Below are 23,030 nucleotides of genomic sequence, written 5' to 3'. Positions count from 1 at the left end.
CCCCCCCACCCCGGGGGGGGGGGGCCCCCCGCCACCTTTTTTCGTGCCCGGATGACCGGCCGTCAGCCTGGGAGCAGCCCCGAACGAGTGAACAGCGGCGGCGACACGCACCAGCCGGGGTTGACCGGCGTTGAGTGGAGGGACGAGTGCACGAACGACGTGCACGGGGTGCCGAGCGGGCGAAGGGGTGAGTCGGTGGCTGGTCTTCATCGGGCCGTGTTGCTGCGGGCGGCGGCCGCCGCGCTGGCTCTGGGCGCCGCCGTCGGCGCGCACACCGAGGTCGGGCAGGCGCTGGCCAAGCGCGGCGCCGAGCGGGCGGAACGCGAGGCGGTCGCCTGCGCGGAGGCGGCGCGGTGGGACGCGGCCGAGCGGGCCGCCCGGACACCGCACGAGGGGCGCCCCGAGCCGTTCGACCCGGGGCGGATGCCGGGCTGCCACTGACGCACGGGTGTTCTCCCGAATCGGACGGAACACCGTGTTGCGTCACCCATGAGGCTTAATTCGCGAATGCGGAGGAACCCCCCTCCCTCCCCTACGGTTCGTCAGGAAGTGAACGAGTATCCCGAGGGGGGTTCCCTGATGGCCGGCCCGGCAGCGCAGTCCGGCGACCCGGCGCCCGCACCGACGGCTCGGCGGCCGGTGCCCGCCTGGAGCGAGTGGTTCGGCCTCGCCGTCCGGCTCGGCCTCGCGGTGGTCTGGGGCTGGGCCGGACTGGCCAAGATCGCCGACCCGGCGGAGGCGGCCCAGGCCGTCCGCGCCTACGAGATCCTGCCCGAGGGCCTGGTCAAGCCGATCGGCTACGGCCTGCCGTTCCTGGAGCTGGCGCTCGCCGTGCTGCTGGTGGTCGGACTCGGCGTCCGCCTCGTCGCCGGGGTCTCCGCGCTGCTGCTGCTCACCTTCATCGCCGGGATCGCCTCGGCCTGGGCGCGCGGCATCTCGATCGACTGCGGCTGCTTCGGCGGCGGCGGGCACGTCGACGCCTCGCAGACCGAGTACCTCCAGGAGATCCTGCGCGACACCGGGTTCCTGCTGCTGGCCGGCTGGCTGCTCTGGCGGCCGCGCACCCGGCTCTCGGCCGACGGCTGGCTGGCCGGCTGACCGCCCGGCCCGCCCCCTGCCCCGACCTGCCCCCTGCTCCGACCCGCCCCCACTCCGACCCGCCCCCCACTCCCGCACCCGACGAAGGCTCCCCGACCGTGGATGTCAAGGCAATGAGCGAGAAGAACCGAGAAGGCAAGCGCACCGCCCGCGAGCGGATGCTGGCGCAGCGGGCGGCCGAGGAGGCCACCTCCAAGCGCAGGAAGAAGCTGATCGCGGGCGGGGCCGTGCTCGCGGTGATCGCCGCCGCCGTGATCGCCGGCATCGTGGTGCAGGACCAGCGCTCCAAGCCGGAGACCCCGACCGCCGCCCCGGCCGGGACCATCGGCGACAAGAACCTGGTCATCCCGGTCGGCGCGAGCAACGCGCCCTCCGTCCTGACGGTGTACGAGGACCCGCGCTGCCCCGCCTGCGGGATCTTCGAGCGCGAGTTCTCCTCCACCATCGACCAGCTGGAGGACGCCGGGAAGGTCACCTCCCACGTCCACGTCGTCTCGTTCATCGACCGGGCGGTGCCCGGCAAGGGCTCCAAGACCGGCGCCAACGCGCTCGCCTGCGCCCAGGACGCCGGACACTTCCGCGACTTCCACGACGTGCTGTACCGCAACCAGCCGGACGAGACCAACGACGCCTTCGGCGACAAGGCCGTCCTGCTCAACCTCGCGAAGCAGGTCGACGGACTGGACACCCCGGCCTTCCAGGCCTGCGTCAACGACAACAAGTACGGCGGCTGGGTGTCCGCGGTGCAGCAGGACTTCGACAAGTCCAGCTACAAGTCCACCCCGACCGTGCTGCTCAACGGCCAGCCGGTCTACCCGAAGAACGGCGACGAGGAGATCACCCCGGCGAACCTGGTGAAGTGGGTGGACGCCGCGAACCAGGGCAAGCAACTGGGCACGGCCGGCTCCCACGGCCAGTCCCCGGCCCCGACCAGCACCGCCTCGGAGGCCAACAACCCGTCGCCCGCCGCCGGCTGAGCACCCGCGCCGCCCCCGCCCCCGCCCCGTCCGGAAGGGGCGGGGGCGCGAGCGCAGGGCCCGTTGTTCGGCTTCTGTGACCCCAGGGGTGTCCGACCGGGGCGTCGGACCCTGTAGCGTCGGAACCGCCATGGATATCGCCTACATTCCCAGCCCGTCGCGGGGCGTCCTCCACCTCGGACCGATCCCGCTGCGCGCCTACGCCTTCTGCATCATCCTCGGTGTCGTCGTCGCCGTCTGGCTCGGCAGCAAGCGCTGGGTCGCCCGGGGCGGTGCCAAGCACACCGTCGGGGACATCGCCGTCTGGGCCGTGCCGTTCGGCCTGGTCGGCGGCCGGCTGTACCACGTGATCACCGACCACCAGCTGTACTTCGGCGAGGGGAAGAACCCCTGGAACGCCTTCAAGATCTGGGAGGGCGGCCTCGGGATCTGGGGCGCGGTCGCGCTGGGCGCGGTGGGCGCCTGGATCGGCTGCCGCCGCCGGGGCGTGCCGCTGCCCGCGTACGCGGACGCCATCGCGCCCGGCATCGCGCTGGCGCAGGCGCTGGGCCGCTGGGGCAACTACTTCAACCAGGAGCTGTACGGCCGGGCGACCACGCTGCCGTGGGGCCTGGAGATCCACAAGACGCTGCCCGACGGCACGGTCGTCAACGGCGTCTTCCACCCCACCTTCCTGTACGAGTCGATCTGGGACGTGGCCGTCGCGCTGCTGGTGATCTGGGCGGACCGCCGGTTCAAGCTGGGCCACGGCCGGGCCTTCGCGCTGTACGTGGCCGCGTACACGGTGGGCCGGTTCTGGACCGAGTGGCTGCGGATCGACGAGGCGCACGTCTACTTCGGCCTGCGGCTGAACGACTGGACCTCGATCGTGGTGTTCATCGGGGCCGTGGCGTACTTCGTGATCGTCGGCAGGAAGCGGCCCGGCCGCGAGGACCCGGCGAGCATCGACCCGGCGGCGCACGAGCCGGTGCCCGGCTCGGCGGACGAAGCGGCTGACGAGCCGGTGGCCGAGTCGGGGGGCGAGGCGGCGGGCGGGGTCGACGGCAAGAACGGCGGCAAGGCCGGGAACCGGGCCGCCGGCACGGCGGACGGCGCCGGTGGGACGCAGGCCGAGCGCCGGGCGGCCGGCCCGGAACCGTCTCAGCCCCTGGACGAAAAGACCTCGGCCGAACCGGCCACCGCCGTCGCCGAGCAGGGCGGCAAGGGCCGCGAGGACGCCGAGAACCCGATCTGACCAGGGACTTCACCCGACTGAGGCCACCCTTGCGAAGGGTGGCCTCAGTGCTGTTCGGACAGCCTTACTTTGCTGGAAATGCCCAGGTCACGCGGGCTACGGTCGAGGCGACGAACGAAGACGGAGGGGAAGAACCGTGAGTACGACCACCCTGGAAGCCGAACCGGCCCAGCACCCGCGGATACCCGCGGCGGACCACCACCGGGACGTCAACGGCGGCTGGCTGCGGCCCGCGGTGTTCGGGGCCGTGGACGGCCTGGTGTCCAACTTCGCCCTGATGACCGGAGTGGTCGGCAGTGCGGCGTCCAACGGCACGGTGATCCTCACCGGACTCGCCGGCCTGGCCGCCGGTGCCTGCTCGATGGCGGCGGGGGAGTACACCTCGGTGGCCTCGCAGCGGGAGCTGGTGCAGGCCGAGATCGAGGCCGAGCGGCTGGAGCTGAGCCGCAACCCGCACGGCGAGCTGGCCGAGCTGGCGCAGCTGTACGTCTCCCGCGGGGTCGACCCGGACCTCGCCCACGAGGTGGCCCGGCAGCTGTCCCGCGACCCGGAACTGGCGCTGGAGATCCACGCCCGCGAGGAACTGGGCGTCGACCCCAACGACCTGCCCTCGCCGCTGGTCGCGGCGGGCTCGTCGTTCCTGTGCTTCGCGCTCGGCGCGCTGCTGCCGCTGCTGCCCTACCTGCTGGGCGCGACCACGCTGCTGCCCGCGCTGCTGCTCGCCGCGATCGGCCTGTTCGCCTGCGGCGCGGTGGTGGCCCGGGTCACCGCGCGCAGCTGGTGGTTCAGCGGAGTGCGACAGCTGGTCCTCGGCGGCGCCGCCGCCGGGGTCACGTACCTGCTCGGCTGGCTGATCGGCGGGCATGTGGGATGACCCGAAACCCTGCATGATTATGCCGGGCAACGCGTGACGTTTCACACATGGGCGTCCCGCGGTGCCCGGCATAGTCTCATCATCCGAGCCCCGACGGCCGCGGATTCGCATCCACCGACCGGGGCTGCGGAATGGATTCGCAGGCGCCCATGATCGGCTTGTGTGGCGATCCGGTTTCGCCCCTGTTTCGGGCCGCGGACGGTTGGGCACAATCGTCGGGACGTGCGCCGTGGCACGTCCCCCCTTCCACCCCGCCTGACCTGCGCGCCCGTCCGCCATGTGGACGGGATATTCCGCTTCTCGGGATCCTGGGCATCATGTAACTTGCACCACCGCACCATCGCAGCACCCCCACCGCACCACCGCATCAGGGCCAACGTCGTCCCTACTTGCACCAACTTGCCGAAAGACGACGACGGGAGAGCCGATGCTGTCTGCATCCATGCACTCCGCCAACGAGCCTCAGGCCGGCGGCCCCCGCCCACCCTACGCGCTCGTGCCGGATGCGCGACCTGCTGCTCAGGGCCTGTACGACCCGCGGAACGAGCACGACGCCTGTGGCGTCGGTTTCGTCGCCACGCTGACCGGCATCGCCGACCACACCATCGTCGAGCAGGCGCTGAACGTCCTGCGCAACCTGGAGCACCGCGGCGCCACCGGCGCCGAGGCGGACTCCGGCGACGGCGCGGGCATCCTCACCCAGATCCCCGACGCCTTCCTGCGCGGCAAGGTCACCTTCGAACTCCCGGCGGCCGGCGCCTACGCCGTCGGCATCGCCTTCCTGCCCGACGAGGACGCGGCCGACGCCGCCGCCGTCGCCCGGATCGAGGCCATCGCCGCCGAGGAGGACCTCACCGTCCTCGGCTGGCGCGACGTCCCGGTCACCCCCGACCTGCTCGGCGCCACCGCGCGCAGCGTGATGCCGCGCTTCCGCCAGCTCTTCCTGTCCCACCGCGACCGCACCGGCATCGAGCTGGACCGCGTCGCCTTCGTGGTCCGCAAGCGCGCCGAGCGCGAGGCCGGCGTCTACTTCCCCTCGCTGTCCGCCCGCACCATCGTCTACAAGGGCATGCTGACCACCGGCCAGCTGGAGCCCTTCTTCCCCGACCTGTCGGACCGCAGCTACGCCTCCGCGATCGGCCTGGTGCACTCGCGCTTCTCCACCAACACCTTCCCGAGCTGGCCGCTCGCCCACCCGTACCGCTTCGTCGCGCACAACGGCGAGATCAACACGGTCAAGGGCAACCGCAACTGGATGAGCGCCCGCGAGTCCCAGCTCGCCACCGACCTCATCCCGGCCAACGGCAACGGGCAGGGCCTGGAGCGGATCTTCCCGATCTGCACCCCCGACCACTCCGACTCCGCCTCCTTCGACGAGGTCCTGGAGCTGCTCCACCTCGGCGGCCGCTCGCTGCCGCACTCCGTGCTGATGATGATCCCGGAGGCGTGGGAGAACCACGCCACCATGGAGCCGGCCCGCCGCGCCTTCTACCAGTACCACTCCAACCTGATGGAGCCCTGGGACGGCCCGGCCTGCGTCACCTTCACCGACGGCACCCAGATCGGCGCCGTGCTCGACCGCAACGGCCTGCGCCCCGCCCGGTACTGGATCACCGAGGACGGCCTGGTCGTCCTCTCCTCCGAGGTCGGCGTCCTCGACATCGAGCAGGAGAAGGTCACCAGGAAGGGCCGCCTGCAGCCCGGCCGGATGTTCCTGGTGGACACCGCCGAGGGCCGCATCGTCGAGGACGACGAGATCAAGTCCGCCCTCGCCGCCGAGCACCCCTACGCGGAGTGGGTCGCCGCCGGGCAGATCCAGCTCGCCAAGCTGCCCGAGCGCGAGCACATCGCCCACACCCACGCCTCCGTCACCCGCCGCCAGCAGACCTTCGGCTACACCGAGGAGGAACTGCGCGTCATCCTGGCGCCGATGGCCCGCACCGGCGCCGAGGCGCTCGGCTCGATGGGCACCGACTCCCCGATCGCCGCGCTCAGCGAGAAGCCGCGCCTGCTCTTCGACTACTTCGTGCAGCTCTTCGCCCAGGTCACCAACCCGCCGCTGGACGCCATCCGCGAGGAACTCGTCACCTCGCTGCTGTCCAACCTCGGCCCCGAGGGCAACCTGCTGGCCGCCGAGGCCGCGTCCTGCCGCTCCGTCGGCATCACCTTCCCGGTGATCGACAACGACGAGCTCGCCAAGCTGGTCCACATCAACGCCGACGGCGACCAGCCGGGCCTGAAGGCCGTCACGCTGTCCGGCCTCTACAAGGTCGCCACCGGCGGCGAGGGCCTGGCCGCGCGCCTGGCCGAGATCGCCGCCGAGGCCGACGCCGCGATCGCCGACGGCGCCCGGATCATCGTGCTCTCCGACCGGCACTCCGACGCCGAGCACGCCCCGATCCCCTCCCTGCTGCTCACCTCGGCCATCCACCACCACCTCATCCGCACCAAGCAGCGCACCCAGGTGTCCCTGCTGGTCGAGGCCGGTGACGTCCGGGAGGTCCACCACGTCGCCCTGCTGATCGGCTACGGCGCCGGCGCGGTCAACCCCTACCTGGCGATGGAGTCCGTCGAGGACCTCGTCGCCCAGGGCGTGTTCATCCAGGGCGTCGAGCCCGAGAAGGCGATCAGGAACCTGATCAAGGCGCTCGGCAAGGGCGTCCTCAAGGTGATGTCCAAGATGGGCATCTCCACCGTCGCCTCCTACCGCGGCGCCCAGGTCTTCGAGGCCATCGGCCTCTCCCGGGAACTGGTCGACGCCTACTTCGCCGGCACCACCACCAAGCTCGGCGGCATCGGCCTCGACGAGATCGCCAAGGAGACCGCCGCCCGGCACGCCAAGGCCTACCCGGCCTCCGGCATCCCCGCCGCGCACCGCGCGCTGGACATCGGCGGCGAGTACCAGTGGCGCCGCGAGGGCGAGCCGCACCTGTTCGACCCGGACACCGTCTTCCGGCTGCAGCACTCCACCCGCAACCGCCGCTACGACATCTTCAAGCAGTACACGGACCGGGTGAACGAGCAGTCCGCCCGCCTGATGACGCTGCGCGGCCTGTTCCAGCTCGACGGCCTCGGCCGCGAGCCGATCCCGGTCGACGAGGTCGAGCCGGTCTCCGAGATCGTCAAGCGCTTCTCCACCGGCGCCATGTCGTACGGCTCGATCTCCCGCGAGGCCCACGAGACCCTCGCCATCGCGATGAACCGCCTCGGCGGCAAGTCCAACACCGGCGAGGGCGGCGAGGACCCGGACCGCCTCTACGACCCCGAGCGCCGCTCGGCGATCAAGCAGGTCGCCTCCGGCCGGTTCGGCGTCACCTCCGAGTACCTCGTCAACGCCGACGACATCCAGATCAAGATGGCCCAGGGCGCCAAGCCCGGCGAGGGCGGCCAGCTGCCCGGCCACAAGGTCTACCCGTGGGTCGCCAGGACCCGGCACTCCACCCCGGGTGTCGGACTGATCTCGCCGCCGCCGCACCACGACATCTACTCGATCGAGGACCTGGCGCAGCTGATCCACGACCTCAAGAACGCCAACCCCGCCGCCCGCATCCACGTGAAGCTGGTGTCGGAGGTCGGCGTCGGCACCGTCGCCGCGGGCGTCTCCAAGGCGCACGCCGACGTCGTCCTGGTCTCCGGGCACGACGGCGGCACCGGCGCCTCGCCGCTCACGTCGCTCAAGCACGCCGGCGGCCCCTGGGAGCTCGGCCTCGCCGAGACCCAGCAGACCCTGCTGCTGAACGGGCTGCGCGACCGCATCGTCGTCCAGACCGACGGCCAGCTGAAGACCGGCCGCGACGTCGTCATCGCCGCGCTGCTCGGCGCCGAGGAGTTCGGCTTCGCCACCGCGCCGCTGGTCGTCTCCGGCTGCATCATGATGCGCGTCTGCCACCTGGACACCTGCCCCGTCGGCGTCGCCACCCAGAACCCGGTGCTGCGCGAGCGGTTCTCCGGCAAGCCCGAATTCGTCGTCAACTTCTTCGAGTTCATCGCCGAGGAGGTCCGCGAGATCCTCGCCTCCCTCGGCTTCCGCTCGATCGAGGAGGCCGTCGGCCGCGCCGAGCACATCAACGCCCAGGCCGCCATCGACCACTGGAAGGCCGCCGGGCTCGACCTGGCCCCGCTGTTCCACGTGCCGGAACTGCCGGACGGCGCCCCCCGGCACTGCACCACGACCCAGGACCACGCCCTGGACAAGGCGCTCGACAACCAGCTGATCGCGCTCGCCGAGGACGCCCTGGAACGCGGCGAGACCGTCCGCATCCAGCTGCCGATCCGCAACGTCAACCGCACCGTCGGCACCATGCTCGGCCACGAGGTGACCAAGCGGTACCGCGGCGAGGGCCTGCCCGAGGGCACCATCGACGTCACCTTCACCGGCTCCGCCGGCCAGTCCTTCGGCGCCTTCCTGCCCCGCGGCGTCACCCTGCGGCTCGAGGGCGACGCCAACGACTACGTCGGCAAGGGACTCTCCGGCGGCGTCGTCGTGGTCCGCCCCGCCCGCGAGGCCGCGGCCATCGGCAACGACGCGCAGAACCACGTGATCGCCGGCAACACCATCGGCTACGGCGCCACCTCCGGCCGGATCCACCTGCGCGGCAAGGCCGGCGAGCGCTTCGCCGTCCGCAACTCCGGCGCCACCCTGGTCGTCGAAGGCGTCGGCGACCACGGCCTGGAGTACATGACCGGCGGCCGGGTCGTCATCCTCGGCGAGACCGGACGCAACCTCGCGGCCGGCATGTCCGGCGGCATCGCGTACGTCCTGGACCTGCGCCCCGCCAACGTCAACGACGGCATGGTGGGCATCGAGGCCCCCACCGCCGCCGACCGCGAATGGCTGCGCGAGACCGTGCAGCAGCACTACGAGGAGACCGGCTCCACCGTCGCCGCCGAGCTCCTGGCCGACTGGGGCGGCGGGGTGTCCCGCTTCTCCAAGATCATGCCGACCGACTACAAGGCAGTGCTCGCCGCCAAGGACGCCGCTGAGCGCGCCGGCCTCTCCGAGGCCGACACCACCGCGAAGATGATGGAGGCGGCTAATGGCTGACCCCAAGGGCTTCCTGACCACGCCCAAGCAGCTGGCGGAGCGCCGCCCGGTCGACGTCCGGATCAAGGACTGGAACGAGGTCTACGTCGAGCGCAGCCTCCTGCCGATCATCACCCAGCAGGCCGGCCGCTGCATGGACTGCGGCATCCCGTTCTGCCACAACGGCTGCCCGCTCGGGAACCTCATCCCCGAGTGGAACGACCTCGCCTACCGGGACGACTGGACCGGCGCCATCGAGCGCCTCCACGCCACCAACAACTTCCCGGAGTTCACCGGGCGGCTGTGCCCGGCGCCCTGCGAGTCGGCCTGCGTGCTCGGCATCAACCAGGACGCGGTGACCATCAAGAACGTCGAGGTCACCATCATCGACAAGGCCTGGGACCGCGGCGGGGTCACCCCGCAGATCCCGGAGCGGCTCTCCGGCAAGACCGTCGCCGTCATCGGCTCCGGCCCGGCCGGCCTCGCCGCCGCCCAGCAGCTCACCCGCGCCGGCCACACCGTGGTGGTGTACGAGCGCGCCGACCGCATCGGCGGCCTGCTGCGCTACGGCATCCCCGAGTTCAAGATGGAGAAGCGCCACATCAACCGCCGCATCGAGCAGATGCGGGCGGAGGGCACCCGGTTCCGCACCGGCGTGCACGTCGGCGAGGACATCACCGGCCAGCAGCTGCGCGAGCGCTTCGACGCCGTCGTCGTCGCCGCCGGCGCCACCACGGCCCGCGACCTGCCGGTGCCCGGGCGCGAGCTCAAGGGCGTCCACCAGGCCATGGAGTACCTGCCGCTGGCCAACAAGGTGCAGGAGGGCGACCTCGTCGAGTCGCCGATCAGCGCCAAGGGCAAGCACGTCGTGGTGATCGGCGGCGGCGACACCGGCGCGGACTGCGTCGGCACCGCCCACCGCCAGGGCGCCCTGTCGGTGACCCAGCTGGAGATCATGCCCCGCCCCGGCGACGACCGCCCCGGCCACCAGCCGTGGCCGACCATGCCGATGACCTACAAGGTCACCTCCGCCCACGAGGAGGGCGGCGAGCGGATCTACTCCGTCAGCACCACCCACCTCACCGGCGACGAGGACGGGAACGTCCAGGAACTCCACCTCGTCGAGGTCGAGTTCAAGGACGGCCGGTTCGAACCCGTCCCGGGCACCGAGCGCGCCATCCCGGCCCAGCTGGTCACCCTCGCCATGGGCTTCACCGGCACGGACGTCAAGAACGGCCTGGTGGAGCAGCTCGGCGTCGACCTCGACGCGCGCGGTAACATTGCCCGCGACGGCCGGTTCGCCACCAATGTCGATGGCGTGTACGTCTGCGGAGACGCCGGCCGTGGCCAGTCACTGATCGTCTGGGCCATCGCGGAGGGCCGCTCGGCCGCTGCCGCGGTGGACAAGTACCTGGGCGGCAAGACCCCGCTTCCCGCCCCGATCCGGCCCACGGACCGCCCCCTGGTGGTCTGACGGCACGGACGGTCCGACCGGCCCCCGAACCCCCGGCGCCGCATCGCCGGGAGCTCAACCCGCTGCCCCCGCCAGCGTCGCCGGGCCAACGCGGTCTCCTGGCGCCCGCCCTCTTCCCCGACCAGTTGGAGGGTGGGCGCCGTCGCATTCCCGGCCGGAGCCGTGGCGTCCGCGTCGGCCCCGTCGCCTCCCCGCCCCCGTACCGTCGCGTTCCCGGCCGGCCGCCGTCGCGTTCCCGGGCCGAAGCGGTCGCGTTCCCGGCCGGCTGCCGTCGCGTTCCCGGGCCGAAGCGGTCGCGTTCCCGGCCGTTCCCCGGGTGTTCTCACCCGGCTCTCACCTGCGCCCCCGCCCGTGCTCCCGCCAGCGCTCCCACCAGCACTTTCGCCCACCCGCCGCAGGCCCGCTCACAGCTTTCTCCCAGGCTTGGCCCCGTCGCCGCAAAGCGCCCCGGCGCAGGCTGTTGTTCGTCGGTGCCAGGTGGCAGACTGCCGCCGACGGCCGGGGGGCTGCGCGAGTGCGGAGGGTGACTTCGATGGGCACGACTCAGGCAGGCGGGGGCGCCACCGTACGGCGACTGCTGCTCGGCAACCAGTTGCGCAGGCTCCGCGAGGCCAGAGGCGTCACCCGCGAGGAGGCCGGCTACTCGATCCGCGCCTCCGAGTCGAAGATCAGCCGGATGGAACTCGGCCGCGTCGGCTTCAAGGAACGCGACGTCGCCGACCTCCTCACCCTCTACGGCGTCGAGGGCGAACAGGAACGCGCCGCCGTCCTCGCACTCGTCCGCGACGCCAACGCCGGATCCTGGTGGCACGAATACGGCGACGTCCTGCCCGCCTGGTTCCAGAACTACCTGGGCCTGGAGGAGGCCGCCGCCGAGATCCTCAGCTACGAGGTCCAGTTCGTCCACGGGCTGCTGCAGACCGCCGACTACGCCCGCGCCGTGATCACCGCCGGCTGCCACGGCCTCCGCGCCGAGGACATCGAACGCCGGGTCGAAGTACGGCTCAGGCGCCAGGACCTGCTCACCGCCGAACGCCCGCCCCGGCTGCTCGCCGTCCTGGACGAAGCCGCGCTGCGCCGCCCCTGGGGCGGCCCCGCGCAGATGCGCGGACAGCTCGACCGGCTCCTCGAACTCTCCGAACTGCCCCACGTGCGGCTCCAGGTGCTGCCGCTCGGCACCGCCGGGCTCGCCGCCGAGAGCGGCGCCTTCAGCGTGCTGGGCTTCGCCGAGGCCGAACTCGCCGACGTGGTCTACCTCGAACAGTTCACCACCGCGCTCTACGTCGACAAGCCCGCCGAAGTCGCCTCCTACCGCCGGGCGATGGAGGACCTGCAGGCCGAGAGCCTCACCCCCGGAAGGACCCGCGACCTTCTGCACTCCGTACGCCAAGAGCTCTGACACGTCAGTACGATGAGGTCCCATCAGGTCGGGCACGAGAGGGATCAGATGTCGTACTTCTCCGAGTTGGCGCTGCAGTACATCGACGGCGAATGGTGCGGCGGCAGCGGCTCCTGGGACATCGTCGACGTCGACCCCTACACCGGCGACAAGCTGGCCACCATCACCGTCGCCACCGTCGCCGAGGTCGACCGCGCCTACCGGGCCGCCGAGCGCGCCCAGCGCGGCTGGGCCGCCACCAACCCGTACCAGCGCCGGCTGGTGTTCGAGCGCGCGCTGCGGCTGGTGGAGGAGCGCGAGCCGGAGATCGTCCGGGCGATCGCCGCCGAACTCGGCGGCACCGCGCTCAAGGCCGGCTTCGAACTGTCCCTGGTGAAGGACGTGTTGCGCGAGTGCCTGCACCTGTCGGTGGCCGCCGAGGGCCGGCTGCTGCCCTCGCCGGCCCCCGGCAAGGAGAACCGGCTCTACCGGCTGCCGGTCGGTGTGGTCGGCGTGATCAGCCCCTTCAACTTCCCGCTGTTCCTGGCCCTCAAGGCCGTCGCCCCGGCGCTCGCCCTCGGCAACGGCGTCGTGCTCAAGCCGCACCAGGAGACCCCGGTCGTCGGCGGCTCCCTGATCGCCAGGATCTTCGAGGACGCCGGTCTGCCGCCCGGCCTGCTGAACGTCGTGATCACCGACATCGCGGAGATCGGCGACAGCTTCATCGAACACCCCGTTCCCAAGGTGATCTCCTTCACCGGCTCCGACGGGATCGGCCGGCACGTCGCCACCGTGGCCGCCGCCCACTTCAAGCGGGCCGTGCTGGAACTCGGCGGCAACAGCGCGCTGATCGTCCTGGACGACGCCGACCTCGACTACGCCGTGGACGCGGCCGTGTTCAGCCGCTTCGTCCACCAGGGCCAGGTCTGCATGGCCGCCAACCGGGTGCTGGTCGACCGCTCGGTGCTCGCCGAGTTCACCGAGAAGTTCGTCGCCAAGACCGCCTCGCTGACCGTCGGCGACCCCAAGGATCCGGCCACCCACATCGGCCCGCTGATCAACTCCGTCCAGGCCGACGCGATCACCGCCCAGATCGACCAGGCGATCGCCGGCGGCGCCACCGCGCTGCTGCGCGGCACCACCACGGGCAGCCTGATGGCACCGACCGTGCTCACCGACCTGCCGGCGGACGCGCCCATCCTGCAGCGCGAACTCTTCGGCCCGGTCGTGCTGCTGGTGCCCTTCGACGGCGAGGACGAGGCCGTCCGGCTGGCCAACCACACGCCGTTCGGGCTCAGCGGCGCGGTGCACACCGCGGACCTGGAGCGCGGGGTGCGGGTCGCCCAGCGGATCGAGACCGGCATGATCCACGTCAACGGCGGAACCATTGCCGACGAGCCGGGGGTGCCCTTCGGCGGCGAGAAGAACTCCGGCGTCGGGCGGCTCAACGGCGAGTCCACCGTGGACGCGTTCACCACCGTGAAGTGGATCTCCGTGCAGCACGGGCGGGCGCCGTTCCCGTTCTAGGCGTCAGGCGGCCCGGGCCTCCCGGCGGTAGTTGCCGGGGGCCCGGCCGAACTCCCGCTTGAAGGCCTTGGCGAACGCGTACTCGGACCCGTACCCGGTCTGCGCCGCCACCGCCGTCAGCGGCGCCTCCGACTCGCGCAGCAGCCGGGCGGCGGTGGTCATCCGCCACCGGGTCAGGTACGCCATCGGAGGCTCGCCCACCATCGAGGTGAACCGGCGGGCGAACGCCGCCCGGGACAGGCCCGCCCGGTCCGCGAGGGACTCCACCGTCCACGGGGTGGCCGGGGCCTCGTGGATCGCCGTCAGGGCGGGCGCCACGGCCGCGTCCCGCAGGGCGGCCGCCCAGCCGGCGGCGGTCTCGGCGGGCTGGTCCTCGAACCAGGCCCGCAGGATGTAGAGCAGCAGCGAGTCGATCAGTGCCGGGACGATCCCGGTCGAGCCGATCCGCGGGTTCTCCAGCTCGGAGCCCAACAGCTCGACGGCGGCGGCCAGTTCCGGGTGGCGTCCGTGCCGGGTCGGCAGGTGGATCAGTTCGGGCAGCTGCCGGACCATGGGGTGGGGGCGCCCCTGGTCCAGGTGGTAGTTGCCGCACAGCAGGGTGGTGCGGGCGCCGTCGCCGCCCAGGGAGACGGTGCCGATCGGCGAGTTGCCGTCGACCCGGCAGCTCTTGGCGTCCACCGGCGGGGTGTCCGGGTGGTCGGCCAGGACGTGGCCGCGGCCGTCCCGCAGGAACACCACGTCCCCCGGACTGAGCGCGACGGGCTCGCGGCCGGCCGCCGGACCGGTGGGGCCCGCCGAACCCGCGGGGTCCGTCGAAGCCGCGGGGTCCGTCGAAGCCGCCGGCCCCGCCGGACCCACCGGGACCAGCCAGCAGGTGCCGTACAGCACCACGTGGAAGCCGGCCCCGGCCACCGGGGGCAGGCGCAGGGCCCACGGCGCCCGGCCGTCGGTGCGGACGGACGCCGGGTGCGCCGTCCGCATCGAACCCAGTGCCTCGGTCAGGATGTCCATCGCCCGCCCCCAGCGGTCTCGTCAGTCAACGGTCAGCACGACCTTGCCCTGGACGGTACCGGAGCCGACCAGCTCGTGCGCCCGGCCGGCCTCGGCGAGCGGGAAGGTCTCGGCGACGTGCGGGCGGATGAGGCCCTCGTCGACCAGGGTGGCGATCGTCTCGAGCGAGGCGTAGTCGGGCTCGACGGAGACGCCGGCGAAGCGCCGCCCGGCGGCCTCGATCGCGGCGGCGAGCTCGCGGTTGCCGTGCTCCATGATGCTGACCAGGGTGCCGCCCGGCTTGAGCACCTCCAGGGCGCGGGTGCCTTCGGAGGAGGAGTCGAAGACGACGTCGACGTCCTCGACCGCCTGGGTGTAGTCGGTGGTCCGGTAGTCGATCAGCTCGTCGGCGCCGAGCTCCTTGAGGAAGGCGTGCTTGGGCTCGCTGGCCAGCGCGATCACGTACGCGCCGCGGAGCTTGGCGATCTGCACGGCGAGGTGGCCGACGCCGCCCGCCGCCCGGTGGATCAGCACGCGCTGGCCCTCGCCGACGCGGGCCAGGTCCACCAGGCCCTGCCAGGCGGTGAGCACGGCCAGCGGCAGCGCGGCGGCCTGGACGTGGTCCAGGGTGGCGGGCTTGCGGGCCAGCTGGCGGGAGGGCGAGGTCACGTACTCGGCGTAGCCGCCGGCCGCGCGCGGGAAGAACGGCATCCCGTAGACCTCCTCGCCCACCCGGTAGCGGGCCCCCGGGCCGACCTCCTCGACCACCCCGGAGATGTCCCAGCCCACCGTGAACGGCGGCTCGCCCAGCAGCGGGAGCAGCCCGGCCCGCACCGCCACGTCCACCGGGTTCACGGCGGCGGCCTTCACCCGCACCAGCACCTCGCCGCTCGACGGCGTCGGCCGCTCTACCTCGGTCATCCTCAGAACCTCGGGGCCGCCGAACTCCGTCTGCACGATCGCGCGCATCCAACTCTCCTCATCCGGTCACTGCCGGCCCCCCGCGGGGCCGTGCTCGATGTCCCCAACCATAGGAAGATCGAGTGAGCGGATGAATATCCTCTAGTCTCGTCTGGATGTCCGATCGTCTCGCGCGGTGAGCGGGTCGGCCGGAGGGGCGGAATCGGCCACCGACCGGAGGAGTGGAATCGGCCGCCGACCGGAGGAGCGGGAGAGGCCGCCGGCCGGAGAGCAAGGAAGAGGCCGCCGGCGCGGGACTGCTCGTCCGGCGCCGACGGCCTCTGCGGCAGGTGCGGCTAGAACACCGGCTGCCCGGCGCGGACCAGGCGCCAGGAGTTGGTGAAGAAGTCGGCGGGGTCGATGGTGCCCTTGGCCTTGACCCAGGCGATCATCGTGTTGCGGATCTCGTCGGAGTTCGACCAGACGGCCTTGGCGGTGGCCACGTGCGGGAAGTTGCCGCCGCCGTTGGCGCGGTAGTTGTTCACGGCGAGCACGAACTGCGCGGCCGGATCGATCGGCTTGCCCTGGTAGCTGAGGTTGACGATCCGCTGGCCCTTGGGCTGGGCGATGTCGATGTCGTAGCTCAGGCCGTAGACCGAGTCGTAGTTGTAGTCCGGCGTGGTCTCGGCGCCGGTCATGGCCTCCTTGTCGACCGGGGCGCCCGGAGCGAGCTGGTAGTAGTACTTCGCCGAGAACTCCAGGTAGTCCTTGAGCTGGGCACCCGTCAGGATGCGGGCCTCCAGGGTGTTCTCGTAGATGTACAGGCCCGCGGCGTCGCGCAGCTTGACCTGGCCGGCCGGGATCAGCGCGGTGCGGTTGAACGGGGCGGCCTGGGCCAGGACCGGGAGGTTGGCGTACTGCCCGCCCGCCAGCGCGGCCTTCACGGCGTCCGCCTGGACCTTGCCGATCAGGTCGATGATCGGGGTGGCCTTGAACCGGGCCTCGGCGATCGACAGCTCGATCTTGCTCGTGCCGATGTTCTGGTTGACGTACGCGACGACCTTCTTGTGCTGCCCGAGGATCGCGTCGGAGATCTCCGGGTTCTCCGGCACGGTGTTGGAGTTCAGCACCCGGGAGGAGACCGAGACGACCTTCCAGTGGCCGTCCGCGAACTCGACCTCGAAGTCGAAGCAGCTCAGCCGCTGGCCCCAGCACAGCGGCTCGGAGAGCACGACCGTCCTGCCGGTCTTCTTGTTCACGATGAGGCGCTGGGCGACCTCCTTGTGGGTGTGGCCCACCAGCACCGCGTCGATGTCCGGGACGGTCTCGGCCATCTCGCCGGAGGCGTCCTCGGGCCAGGGCAGCTGGTCCCCGTAGGTGGTCGGCTCGTCGATGCCGGAGTGGGCGGAGACGACGATGACGTCCGCTCCCGCCGCCTTCATCCGGGGCACGTACTTGGCGGCGGTCTCCACGATGCCCGGGAAGACCATCTTGCCGCTGACGTTGGCCTTGTCCCAGATCGCGATGCCCGGGTTGGTCAGACCGAGGATGCCGACCTTCAGCGGGGTGTCCTCGTCCAGCCACACCTCCTTGATCACGTACGGCTTGAAGGCCGGCTTCTCGTTCTTCGCGTGCAGCGCGTTGGCGCCCAGCAGCGGGAACTCCAGCTGGTCCTCGAAGGCCTTCACGGTCGGGATGCCGTAGTTGAACTCGTGGTTGCCCAGCGCGGCGGCGTCGTAGCCCATCAGGTTCATGGCCACGGCCATCGGGTGGTCCGGCACGTTGTCGCCGTCGGTGGCGATCGGCTCGACGCGGGCGTAGTAGTAGGTCAGCTGGGTGCCCTGGATGATGTCACCCGAGTCGATCAGCAGGCAGCGGTCCCAGCCCTTCTCCTCGCGCACCTGGTTGGCCAGGGTGGAGATCTTGGCGAGACCGACCGCGTTGTGGGCCTTGTCGACGTACTCGGCGTCGGTGAAGTAGTCCCAGTTCAGCACCCGGCCGTGCAGGTCCGTGGTGCCCATGACGGTGAAGGCCTGGCGGCGCGGCTTGCGCTTGCTGCCCTTCGCCGCCGCCGCGTCCGGCTCGGCGGCCGCGGCGGCGGGAGCGGCGGCGACCACGGCCCCGCCGGCCAGGGCGGCGCCGGCGGCGGTGGCTGCGGACCGGGTGACGAAGTCACGGCGGTTCAGGGGCATGGATGACTCTCCCGAGTGGGGACGACGGCGGATGCACCGTCAACGTGTGGGACGTACGGGGTCCGTGGCGCGTCCGGGAAACCGGTGACGCGCGTAGAGGGACGCGCGTAGAAGTGTGCCGTGCGGGCCGGGGGAATGGATAGCCCCTCGACGCGTCCAACAGGTGAGATCTTGGCGACTCGTTCATGACGCGCGCGGAGGGAAAAGGGGGTGGTATCCGGTCGGGACGGTCGAAACCGGCCCGACCGGATACCACCCCGTCAGCCGAGCTCGGCGGTGAGCCGGCGCACCTCACGGCGTCAGCCGAGCTCGGCGGCGAGCCGGCGCACCTCACGGCCGAGCTGCGCCGCCGGATCCGGCGCGTCCGGGCCCGCCCACGGCAGCCAGGTCCGCGCCCGCAGGTAGCCGTCCACCGCGACCGGCAGCCGGTACCCGACGATCCGGTCCGCCACCGGGCCGGGGCCCGCGCCGCGCAACGCGGCCAGCAGGGCGTCGACCCCGGCGGAGGCGGGCAGCGGCACGGTGCCCAGGTAGTCGGCGAGCGCCTCCAGCTCCGGCCGGGGCACCACCGGCTCCGGCTCCGGCGCCCGCGGCGGGGAGGCGGGCTCCGGCGCCCGCGGCGGGGAGGCCGGCTCCGGCTCCGCCGCCTGCGGCGTGGAGGCGGGCTCCGGTGGGGACTCCGGAGCGGACGGCCGCACCGGCGCCGGGGTCAGCAGCGCGCCGACCCCGTACAACCCCGCCACCACCCCCGGCCACCACGCCCCGCCCAACCCCGCGAAGTGCAGGCCCAGACCGACCGCACCACCCGCACACCCGACCAGGTTCCGCGTCGACTCCAGGTACCGCAGGACCAGCCGGCCCACGCCCTCACTGGTAGCCACGGATCTCCTCGAACACCCCGTCCAGCGACCCCGAGCCGTCGAACAGCTTCCCGCCGCTCAGATCCGCCACCCCCTGCAACTGGCCCACCGCCGCCTCGCCGAACTTGATCGGGAACACCGGGATCGACTTCTCCGCCGCCGGCAGCGCGTCATGGAACCGCCTGAAGTCGGCGTCCGAGGCACCTTCGTTGCTCTCCCCGTCCGTCATCAGCACGATCGAGGTGAACCGGTCGTCGTTCGCCTCCCGCTGCTGCCGCTCGATCACCCGGTACGCCTCCTCCAACGAGTCGTACACCGCCGTACCGCCCGAAGCCGACAACGACTGCACGTCCCCGTTGATCGCCGCCAACTCCGCCTCCGGACCCGGCCGGCTGCCGGACGCCGGCACGGCGTGCGTCTTCGCCCACTTCACCTTCGAGGCGAAGGACAGCAGCGTCACCTCCTCGCGGTCCCGGAACCGCCGCACCCCCCGGGTGTCGTCCGTACCGGTCAGCCGGCTCAACGCCGCCTTCAACGCGTCCAGCCGCGAACCCTCCATCGACCCCGAGGTGTCCAGCACGTACACCGTCCGCGACGGACGCCGCAGCTCGTTCTGGTACGACGCCAACAGCCCGTCCGCCACCGCCCGCGTCCCCGGGAACGGCAACTCACGACGGCGGTCCGTCGGCAGCCCCGCCGCCGGCGAGACACCCGCCGCCACCGGACGGCGCAACGTCAACTCCGAGATCCGCTGCTGCACCTCCGGCCTCAGCAGGTACGACGTCAACCGCTGGAACGACTCCCGCTCGGTGGGCGCCGCCGACGACAGCAGCGACAGCGGATAGTCCGCCGACACCACCCCGTCCTGCGGGCGCACCACCGTCAGCTGCTGCCCGGGCGGCAACGTCCGGTTCAACGACAGCAGCACCGACTCGTAGTTCACCAGCGCCCCCACCTTCCCGGGCTCCGCCTTCGCGTACGCCTGCGCCAGCCACCCCGACGACCCCGACGTCAGCTTCTGACCGGCGAAGAACTGCTTCAACTGCGGCGTCGCCTTCTGCACGTCCGCGTCGGTCAACGCCGCACCCGCCCCCGAGAACGCCGCCGCCACCGCCGTCAGGGCGGAGAAGCCCGAGTTGGAACGCGACGGATCCGACATCCCGTACGACAGCCTCCCCGCCGCCGCGGCCTCGCCGATCTGCGCCCAGGTGACCTTCGAACCGTCCCCCCACCCCAGATCACCCAGCACCGAGGAACGCACCCCGACCGCCACCGGGGACACCATCACCGGAGTCTCCGACAACACCTTCGACCGCCCCACCGGATCCAACCGCAGGTACTGGTCGGACGGGAACCACACCGCGTCGTACCGGCCGTCCGCCCGGCCCGAGGACACCGCGTCCGCGCCGTCCAGCGTCCCCGTCCACGCGAACTGCACCGTCACCCCGGTCGCCTTCCGCGCCTCGTCCAGCACCGGCTGCAGATCCTGCAGCTCACTGCCCGCCAGGACGCGCAACACCCCCGCCCTCGCCGTCGGCCCCGGATCCGGACCCGAACCCGAGGACGTGCACGCGGTGGCCGCCGCCACCACCGCCGCCACCACCGCCGCGCCCCAACCACGACGCCCCGACACGATGCTCACTTCGCGCTCCCCTTCGCCGCCCTGGTCAGCTTGAGCAGGTTGTCCAACGACGGCACCGTCGCCTGCCGCACCTTCGCCGCGTTCAGGTCCTGCGCGAACACCGGCTGCCTGATGCCCCGCACCTGACCGGCGAAAGCCTCACCACCGGCCTGCGGACGGAAGCCGAACCTCACCTCCAGGCCCCGCAGCGCCACATCGTTCTGCAGCACGTCCGCGAGCCTCCGCCCGTTCTCGGTGCGGGCGATGATCGTGTGGTCCGAGTACGCCGTCGTGTCCGGGTACATCACCACCATGTCCCCGGTCGGCTGCCCCTGCACCGCCATCGCGGCGACCTGCGACTCGTAACCGAAGATCAGCGGATTGCCGACCCCCGCCAGGAAGTCCCGGAACGGCTCGTCACTGCTGCTCTTCTGGCCGCCCTGCAACGCCGTCGCCTGGTACAGCCACGGACGCGCGGCCTCCACCCCCGCGTCGTCCGACACCACCAGGTCGCCGTTCAGCACGTACGACAGCAACGCGACGTACAGCGCACCCGAGGAGGAGCTCTCCGGATCCGTCGTCGTCACGAAGATCGGGCCCGACAGCTCGGCGTGCCCCTGCGCGTTCACCAGGTCCTGCCACCTGCGCTTCGCCTTCAGGGCGTTGACGTACTCGTCCATCCGGAACGTCCACACACCCGACGCGTCGTCCCGCGCGGCCAGCTTGTTGTCCCGGAGGATCTGCGCGACCGGCGCGTGCGCCACCACCACCAGCGGCGAGTAGAACGGCACCAGCGGAGAGTCCTGCTGCCCCCAGTTGCGCTGGATCTCCCGCGCCGGCGCCGTACTCGCCGGGAACGCGAAATCCAGCCCCGAACTGCTCTGCGCCTGCTCGCTCATCGTCCAGGAACCGGTCGAATCCGCCCGCACCTCCAGCCCCTGCTTCGCCAACTCGGCCTTCACCTCGGGACTTTCGAAGAACGCACGCTTCTCCGAACCGATCAGCCCGGTGACCGTGACCGGCTTGCCCGCAGCCGGCCCGTCATCCGGGATCAACGCGTACGTCACCCCGCCCAACAACACCAAGGCCGCGAGCACCCCCAGAGCGCGTCTCACGCCGAGCACCTCCCCCTCGTCCGCTCCGTCATCCCGGTGGTCACCCGGGGTGACGAGCGTCCCGCCGGGCGGGGAGCACCGACAGAAGGAACGGTGAACCAGGGGTGAACACCGCTTCACGGAATCGCAACGGCGGAGCAACCCCGACGAACCGTCAGCACCGCCCCCCGCACAGCCGCCCCACCACCGTCGCACACCGGTCCGAGCAACTGTCAGATTGTTCAACTCGCCTTACCGCAAAGGTCATCCCGCAGCCCGGACCCACGTCGTGGTTACGCGCCGGTAATGCCTACCCTCAGCTGTATGCGCCGAGCAAAAATCGTCTGCACCCTCGGGCCCGCCACCGACTCGTACGACCGGATCAAGCCCCTGGTCGACGCCGGAATGGACATCGCCCGGTTCAACCTCAGCCACGGCACCCACGCCGAACACGAAGAACGCTACCGCCGCGTCCGCAAGGCCGCCGACGAAACCGGCCGCAGCGTCGGCATCCTCGTCGACCTCCAGGGTCCCAAGATCCGCCTCGACACCTTCGCCCACGGACCCGTACTCCTCGAACGCGGCGACGAGTTCACCATCTCCACCGACAACGGCGTCGTGGGGGACAAGGACATCTGCGGCACCACCTACCCCGGCCTCGCCGCCGACGTCACCCGCGGCGAACGCATCCTCGTCGACGACGGACGCGTCACCCTCGAAGTCCTCGCCGTCGACGGACCCCACGTCCGCTGCCTCGTCATCGAAGGCGGCCTCGTCTCCGACCACAAGGGCCTCAACCTCCCCGGCGTCGCCGTCTCCGTCCCCGCACTCAGCGACAAGGACGTCGCCGACCTGCGATGGGCGCTGCGCACCGGCGCCGACCTGATCGCACTCTCCTTCGTCCGCAGCGGCCGCGACATCGAGGACGTCCACCGGGTGATGGCCGAGGAAGGGCGGCACGTACCCGTCATCGCCAAGATCGAGAAGCCGCAGGCCGTCGACAACCTCGACTCCATCGTCGACGCCTTCGACGGCATCATGGTCGCCCGCGGGGACCTGGGCGTGGAGATGCCCCTCGAACAGGTCCCGCTCGTCCAGAAGCGCGCCATCACGCTGGCCCGGCGCAACGCCAAGCCGGTCATCGTCGCCACCCAGATGCTCGACTCGATGATCAACGCCTCCCGGCCGACCCGCGCCGAGGCCTCCGACGTCGCCAACGCCGTCCTGGACGGCACCGACGCGGTGATGCTCTCCGGGGAGACCTCCGTCGGCAAGTACCCCGTCGAGACGGTCAAGACCATGAGCCGGATCATCGAGGCCGCGGAGAACGACATCCTCGCCGCCGGCCTGCCCCCGCTCACCACCGGCAACAAGCCCCGGACCCAGGGCGGAGCCGTCGCCCGCGCGGCCGCCGAGATCGGCGACTTCCTGCACGCCAAGTACCTCATCGCCTTCACCCAGTCCGGCGACACCGCCCGCCGACTCACCCGCTACCGCTCGCCGATCCCGGTGCTCGCCTTCACCTACGAACCGGCCGTCCGCAGCCAACTCGCCCTCACCTGGGGCGTCGAGACCTTCCTCGGCCCCTTCGCCCCCACCACCGACCAGATGGTCGAACAGGTCGACGCGGCCCTGCTCTCCCTCGGCCGCTGCCAGAAGGGCGACATCGTCATCATCACCGCCGGCTCACCCCCCGGCCTCGCCGGCTCCACCAACCTCGTCCGCGTCCACCACGTGGGCACCCTGGACGACTGACACCCCTCACCACGGCGCGGCCCCACCGGGGCC

At 71.7% G+C, this 23,030-nt stretch carries 16 protein-coding genes; 10 read left to right on the top strand and 6 right to left on the bottom strand.

What is annotated here, in order from left to right:
- Nucleotides 1-195 precede the first annotated feature (195 nt).
- The 9 genes from ABT247_RS18225 to ABT247_RS18185 all read left to right on the top strand — a co-directional run bounded on the left by ABT247_RS18225 (nucleotide 196) and on the right by ABT247_RS18185 (nucleotide 13,585).
- Nucleotides 196-441 (top strand): hypothetical protein, encoded by a 246-nt coding sequence (locus ABT247_RS18225; RefSeq protein WP_350743807.1) that lies wholly within the window; start codon nucleotides 196-198, stop codon nucleotides 439-441.
- Nucleotides 442-549: 108 nt separating this feature from the next.
- Complete coding sequence (locus ABT247_RS18220) at nucleotides 550-1,098, top strand: MauE/DoxX family redox-associated membrane protein (protein ID WP_350743806.1); 549 nt, start codon at nucleotides 550-552, stop codon at nucleotides 1,096-1,098.
- A gap of 113 nt (nucleotides 1,099-1,211) precedes the next feature.
- A complete protein-coding gene (locus tag ABT247_RS18215) occupies nucleotides 1,212-2,075 on the top strand; it encodes a DsbA family protein (RefSeq protein WP_350743805.1) in 864 nt (287 codons plus the stop codon).
- A 130-nt stretch (nucleotides 2,076-2,205) separates the two neighbouring features.
- Nucleotides 2,206-3,309 (top strand): prolipoprotein diacylglyceryl transferase, encoded by a 1,104-nt coding sequence (lgt, locus tag ABT247_RS18210; protein ID WP_350743804.1) that lies wholly within the window; start codon nucleotides 2,206-2,208, stop codon nucleotides 3,307-3,309.
- A 151-nt stretch (nucleotides 3,310-3,460) separates the two neighbouring features.
- Complete coding sequence (locus ABT247_RS18205) at nucleotides 3,461-4,183, top strand: VIT1/CCC1 transporter family protein (protein WP_350743809.1); 723 nt, start codon at nucleotides 3,461-3,463, stop codon at nucleotides 4,181-4,183.
- 442 nt (nucleotides 4,184-4,625) lie between these two features.
- Nucleotides 4,626-9,227 (top strand): glutamate synthase large subunit, encoded by a 4,602-nt coding sequence (gene gltB / locus ABT247_RS18200; protein ID WP_350743808.1) that lies wholly within the window; start codon nucleotides 4,626-4,628, stop codon nucleotides 9,225-9,227.
- Nucleotides 9,220-10,680, top strand: coding sequence for a glutamate synthase subunit beta (locus tag ABT247_RS18195; protein WP_350743803.1), 1,461 nt, complete (start codon nucleotides 9,220-9,222; stop codon nucleotides 10,678-10,680). Before gltB ends, ABT247_RS18195 begins: the two co-directional genes overlap by 8 nt.
- A 532-nt stretch (nucleotides 10,681-11,212) precedes the next feature.
- Nucleotides 11,213-12,079, top strand: a complete 867-nt coding sequence (locus ABT247_RS18190; RefSeq protein WP_350743802.1) for a Sco1979 family transcriptional regulator — start codon at nucleotides 11,213-11,215, stop codon at nucleotides 12,077-12,079.
- A 48-nt stretch (nucleotides 12,080-12,127) separates the two neighbouring features.
- Nucleotides 12,128-13,585: an aldehyde dehydrogenase family protein gene (locus ABT247_RS18185; RefSeq protein WP_350743801.1), complete on the top strand. Its 1,458-nt coding sequence runs from the start codon at nucleotides 12,128-12,130 to the stop codon at nucleotides 13,583-13,585.
- A 3-nt stretch (nucleotides 13,586-13,588) separates the two neighbouring features.
- Here ABT247_RS18185 and ABT247_RS18180 read toward each other — a convergent pair whose 3' ends face one another.
- From ABT247_RS18180 to ABT247_RS18155, 6 genes are all read right to left on the bottom strand, one after another.
- Nucleotides 13,589-14,596 carry an AraC family transcriptional regulator gene (locus ABT247_RS18180; RefSeq protein WP_350743800.1) on the bottom strand — a complete coding sequence of 336 codons (1,008 nt, stop codon included), beginning with the start codon at nucleotides 14,594-14,596 and terminating at the stop codon, nucleotides 13,589-13,591.
- Between the two features lie 21 nt (nucleotides 14,597-14,617).
- Nucleotides 14,618-15,544: an NADP-dependent oxidoreductase gene (locus ABT247_RS18175; protein ID WP_350743799.1), complete on the bottom strand. Its 927-nt coding sequence runs from the start codon at nucleotides 15,542-15,544 to the stop codon at nucleotides 14,618-14,620.
- Between the two features lie 287 nt (nucleotides 15,545-15,831).
- Nucleotides 15,832-17,667, bottom strand: a complete 1,836-nt coding sequence (locus tag ABT247_RS18170; RefSeq protein WP_350743798.1) for a bifunctional metallophosphatase/5'-nucleotidase — start codon at nucleotides 17,665-17,667, stop codon at nucleotides 15,832-15,834.
- A gap of 299 nt (nucleotides 17,668-17,966) precedes the next feature.
- Nucleotides 17,967-18,548, bottom strand: a complete 582-nt coding sequence (locus tag ABT247_RS18165; protein ID WP_350743797.1) for a hypothetical protein — start codon at nucleotides 18,546-18,548, stop codon at nucleotides 17,967-17,969.
- The gene (locus tag ABT247_RS18160) at nucleotides 18,535-20,169 is read right to left on the bottom strand and encodes an extracellular solute-binding protein (protein ID WP_350743796.1); all 1,635 of its coding nucleotides are present in this window, start codon (nucleotides 20,167-20,169) and stop codon (nucleotides 18,535-18,537) included. The genes ABT247_RS18165 and ABT247_RS18160 overlap by 14 nt, the downstream gene beginning before the upstream one ends.
- Nucleotides 20,166-21,272: a substrate-binding domain-containing protein gene (locus ABT247_RS18155; RefSeq protein WP_350743795.1), complete on the bottom strand. Its 1,107-nt coding sequence runs from the start codon at nucleotides 21,270-21,272 to the stop codon at nucleotides 20,166-20,168. Before ABT247_RS18155 ends, ABT247_RS18160 begins: the two co-directional genes overlap by 4 nt.
- A 294-nt stretch (nucleotides 21,273-21,566) precedes the next feature.
- Here ABT247_RS18155 and pyk point away from each other — a divergent pair, with 294 nt between their 5' ends.
- Complete coding sequence (gene pyk, locus ABT247_RS18150; RefSeq protein WP_350743794.1) at nucleotides 21,567-22,997, top strand: pyruvate kinase; 1,431 nt, start codon at nucleotides 21,567-21,569, stop codon at nucleotides 22,995-22,997.
- The last annotated feature ends 33 nt before the right edge of the window (nucleotides 22,998-23,030 follow it).

The sequence above is a fragment of the Kitasatospora sp. NPDC001539 genome (assembly GCF_040298565.1).
Lineage (GTDB): Bacteria > Actinomycetota > Actinomycetes > Streptomycetales > Streptomycetaceae > Kitasatospora.
This window is presented reverse-complemented; position numbering and strand designations above follow the sequence as displayed.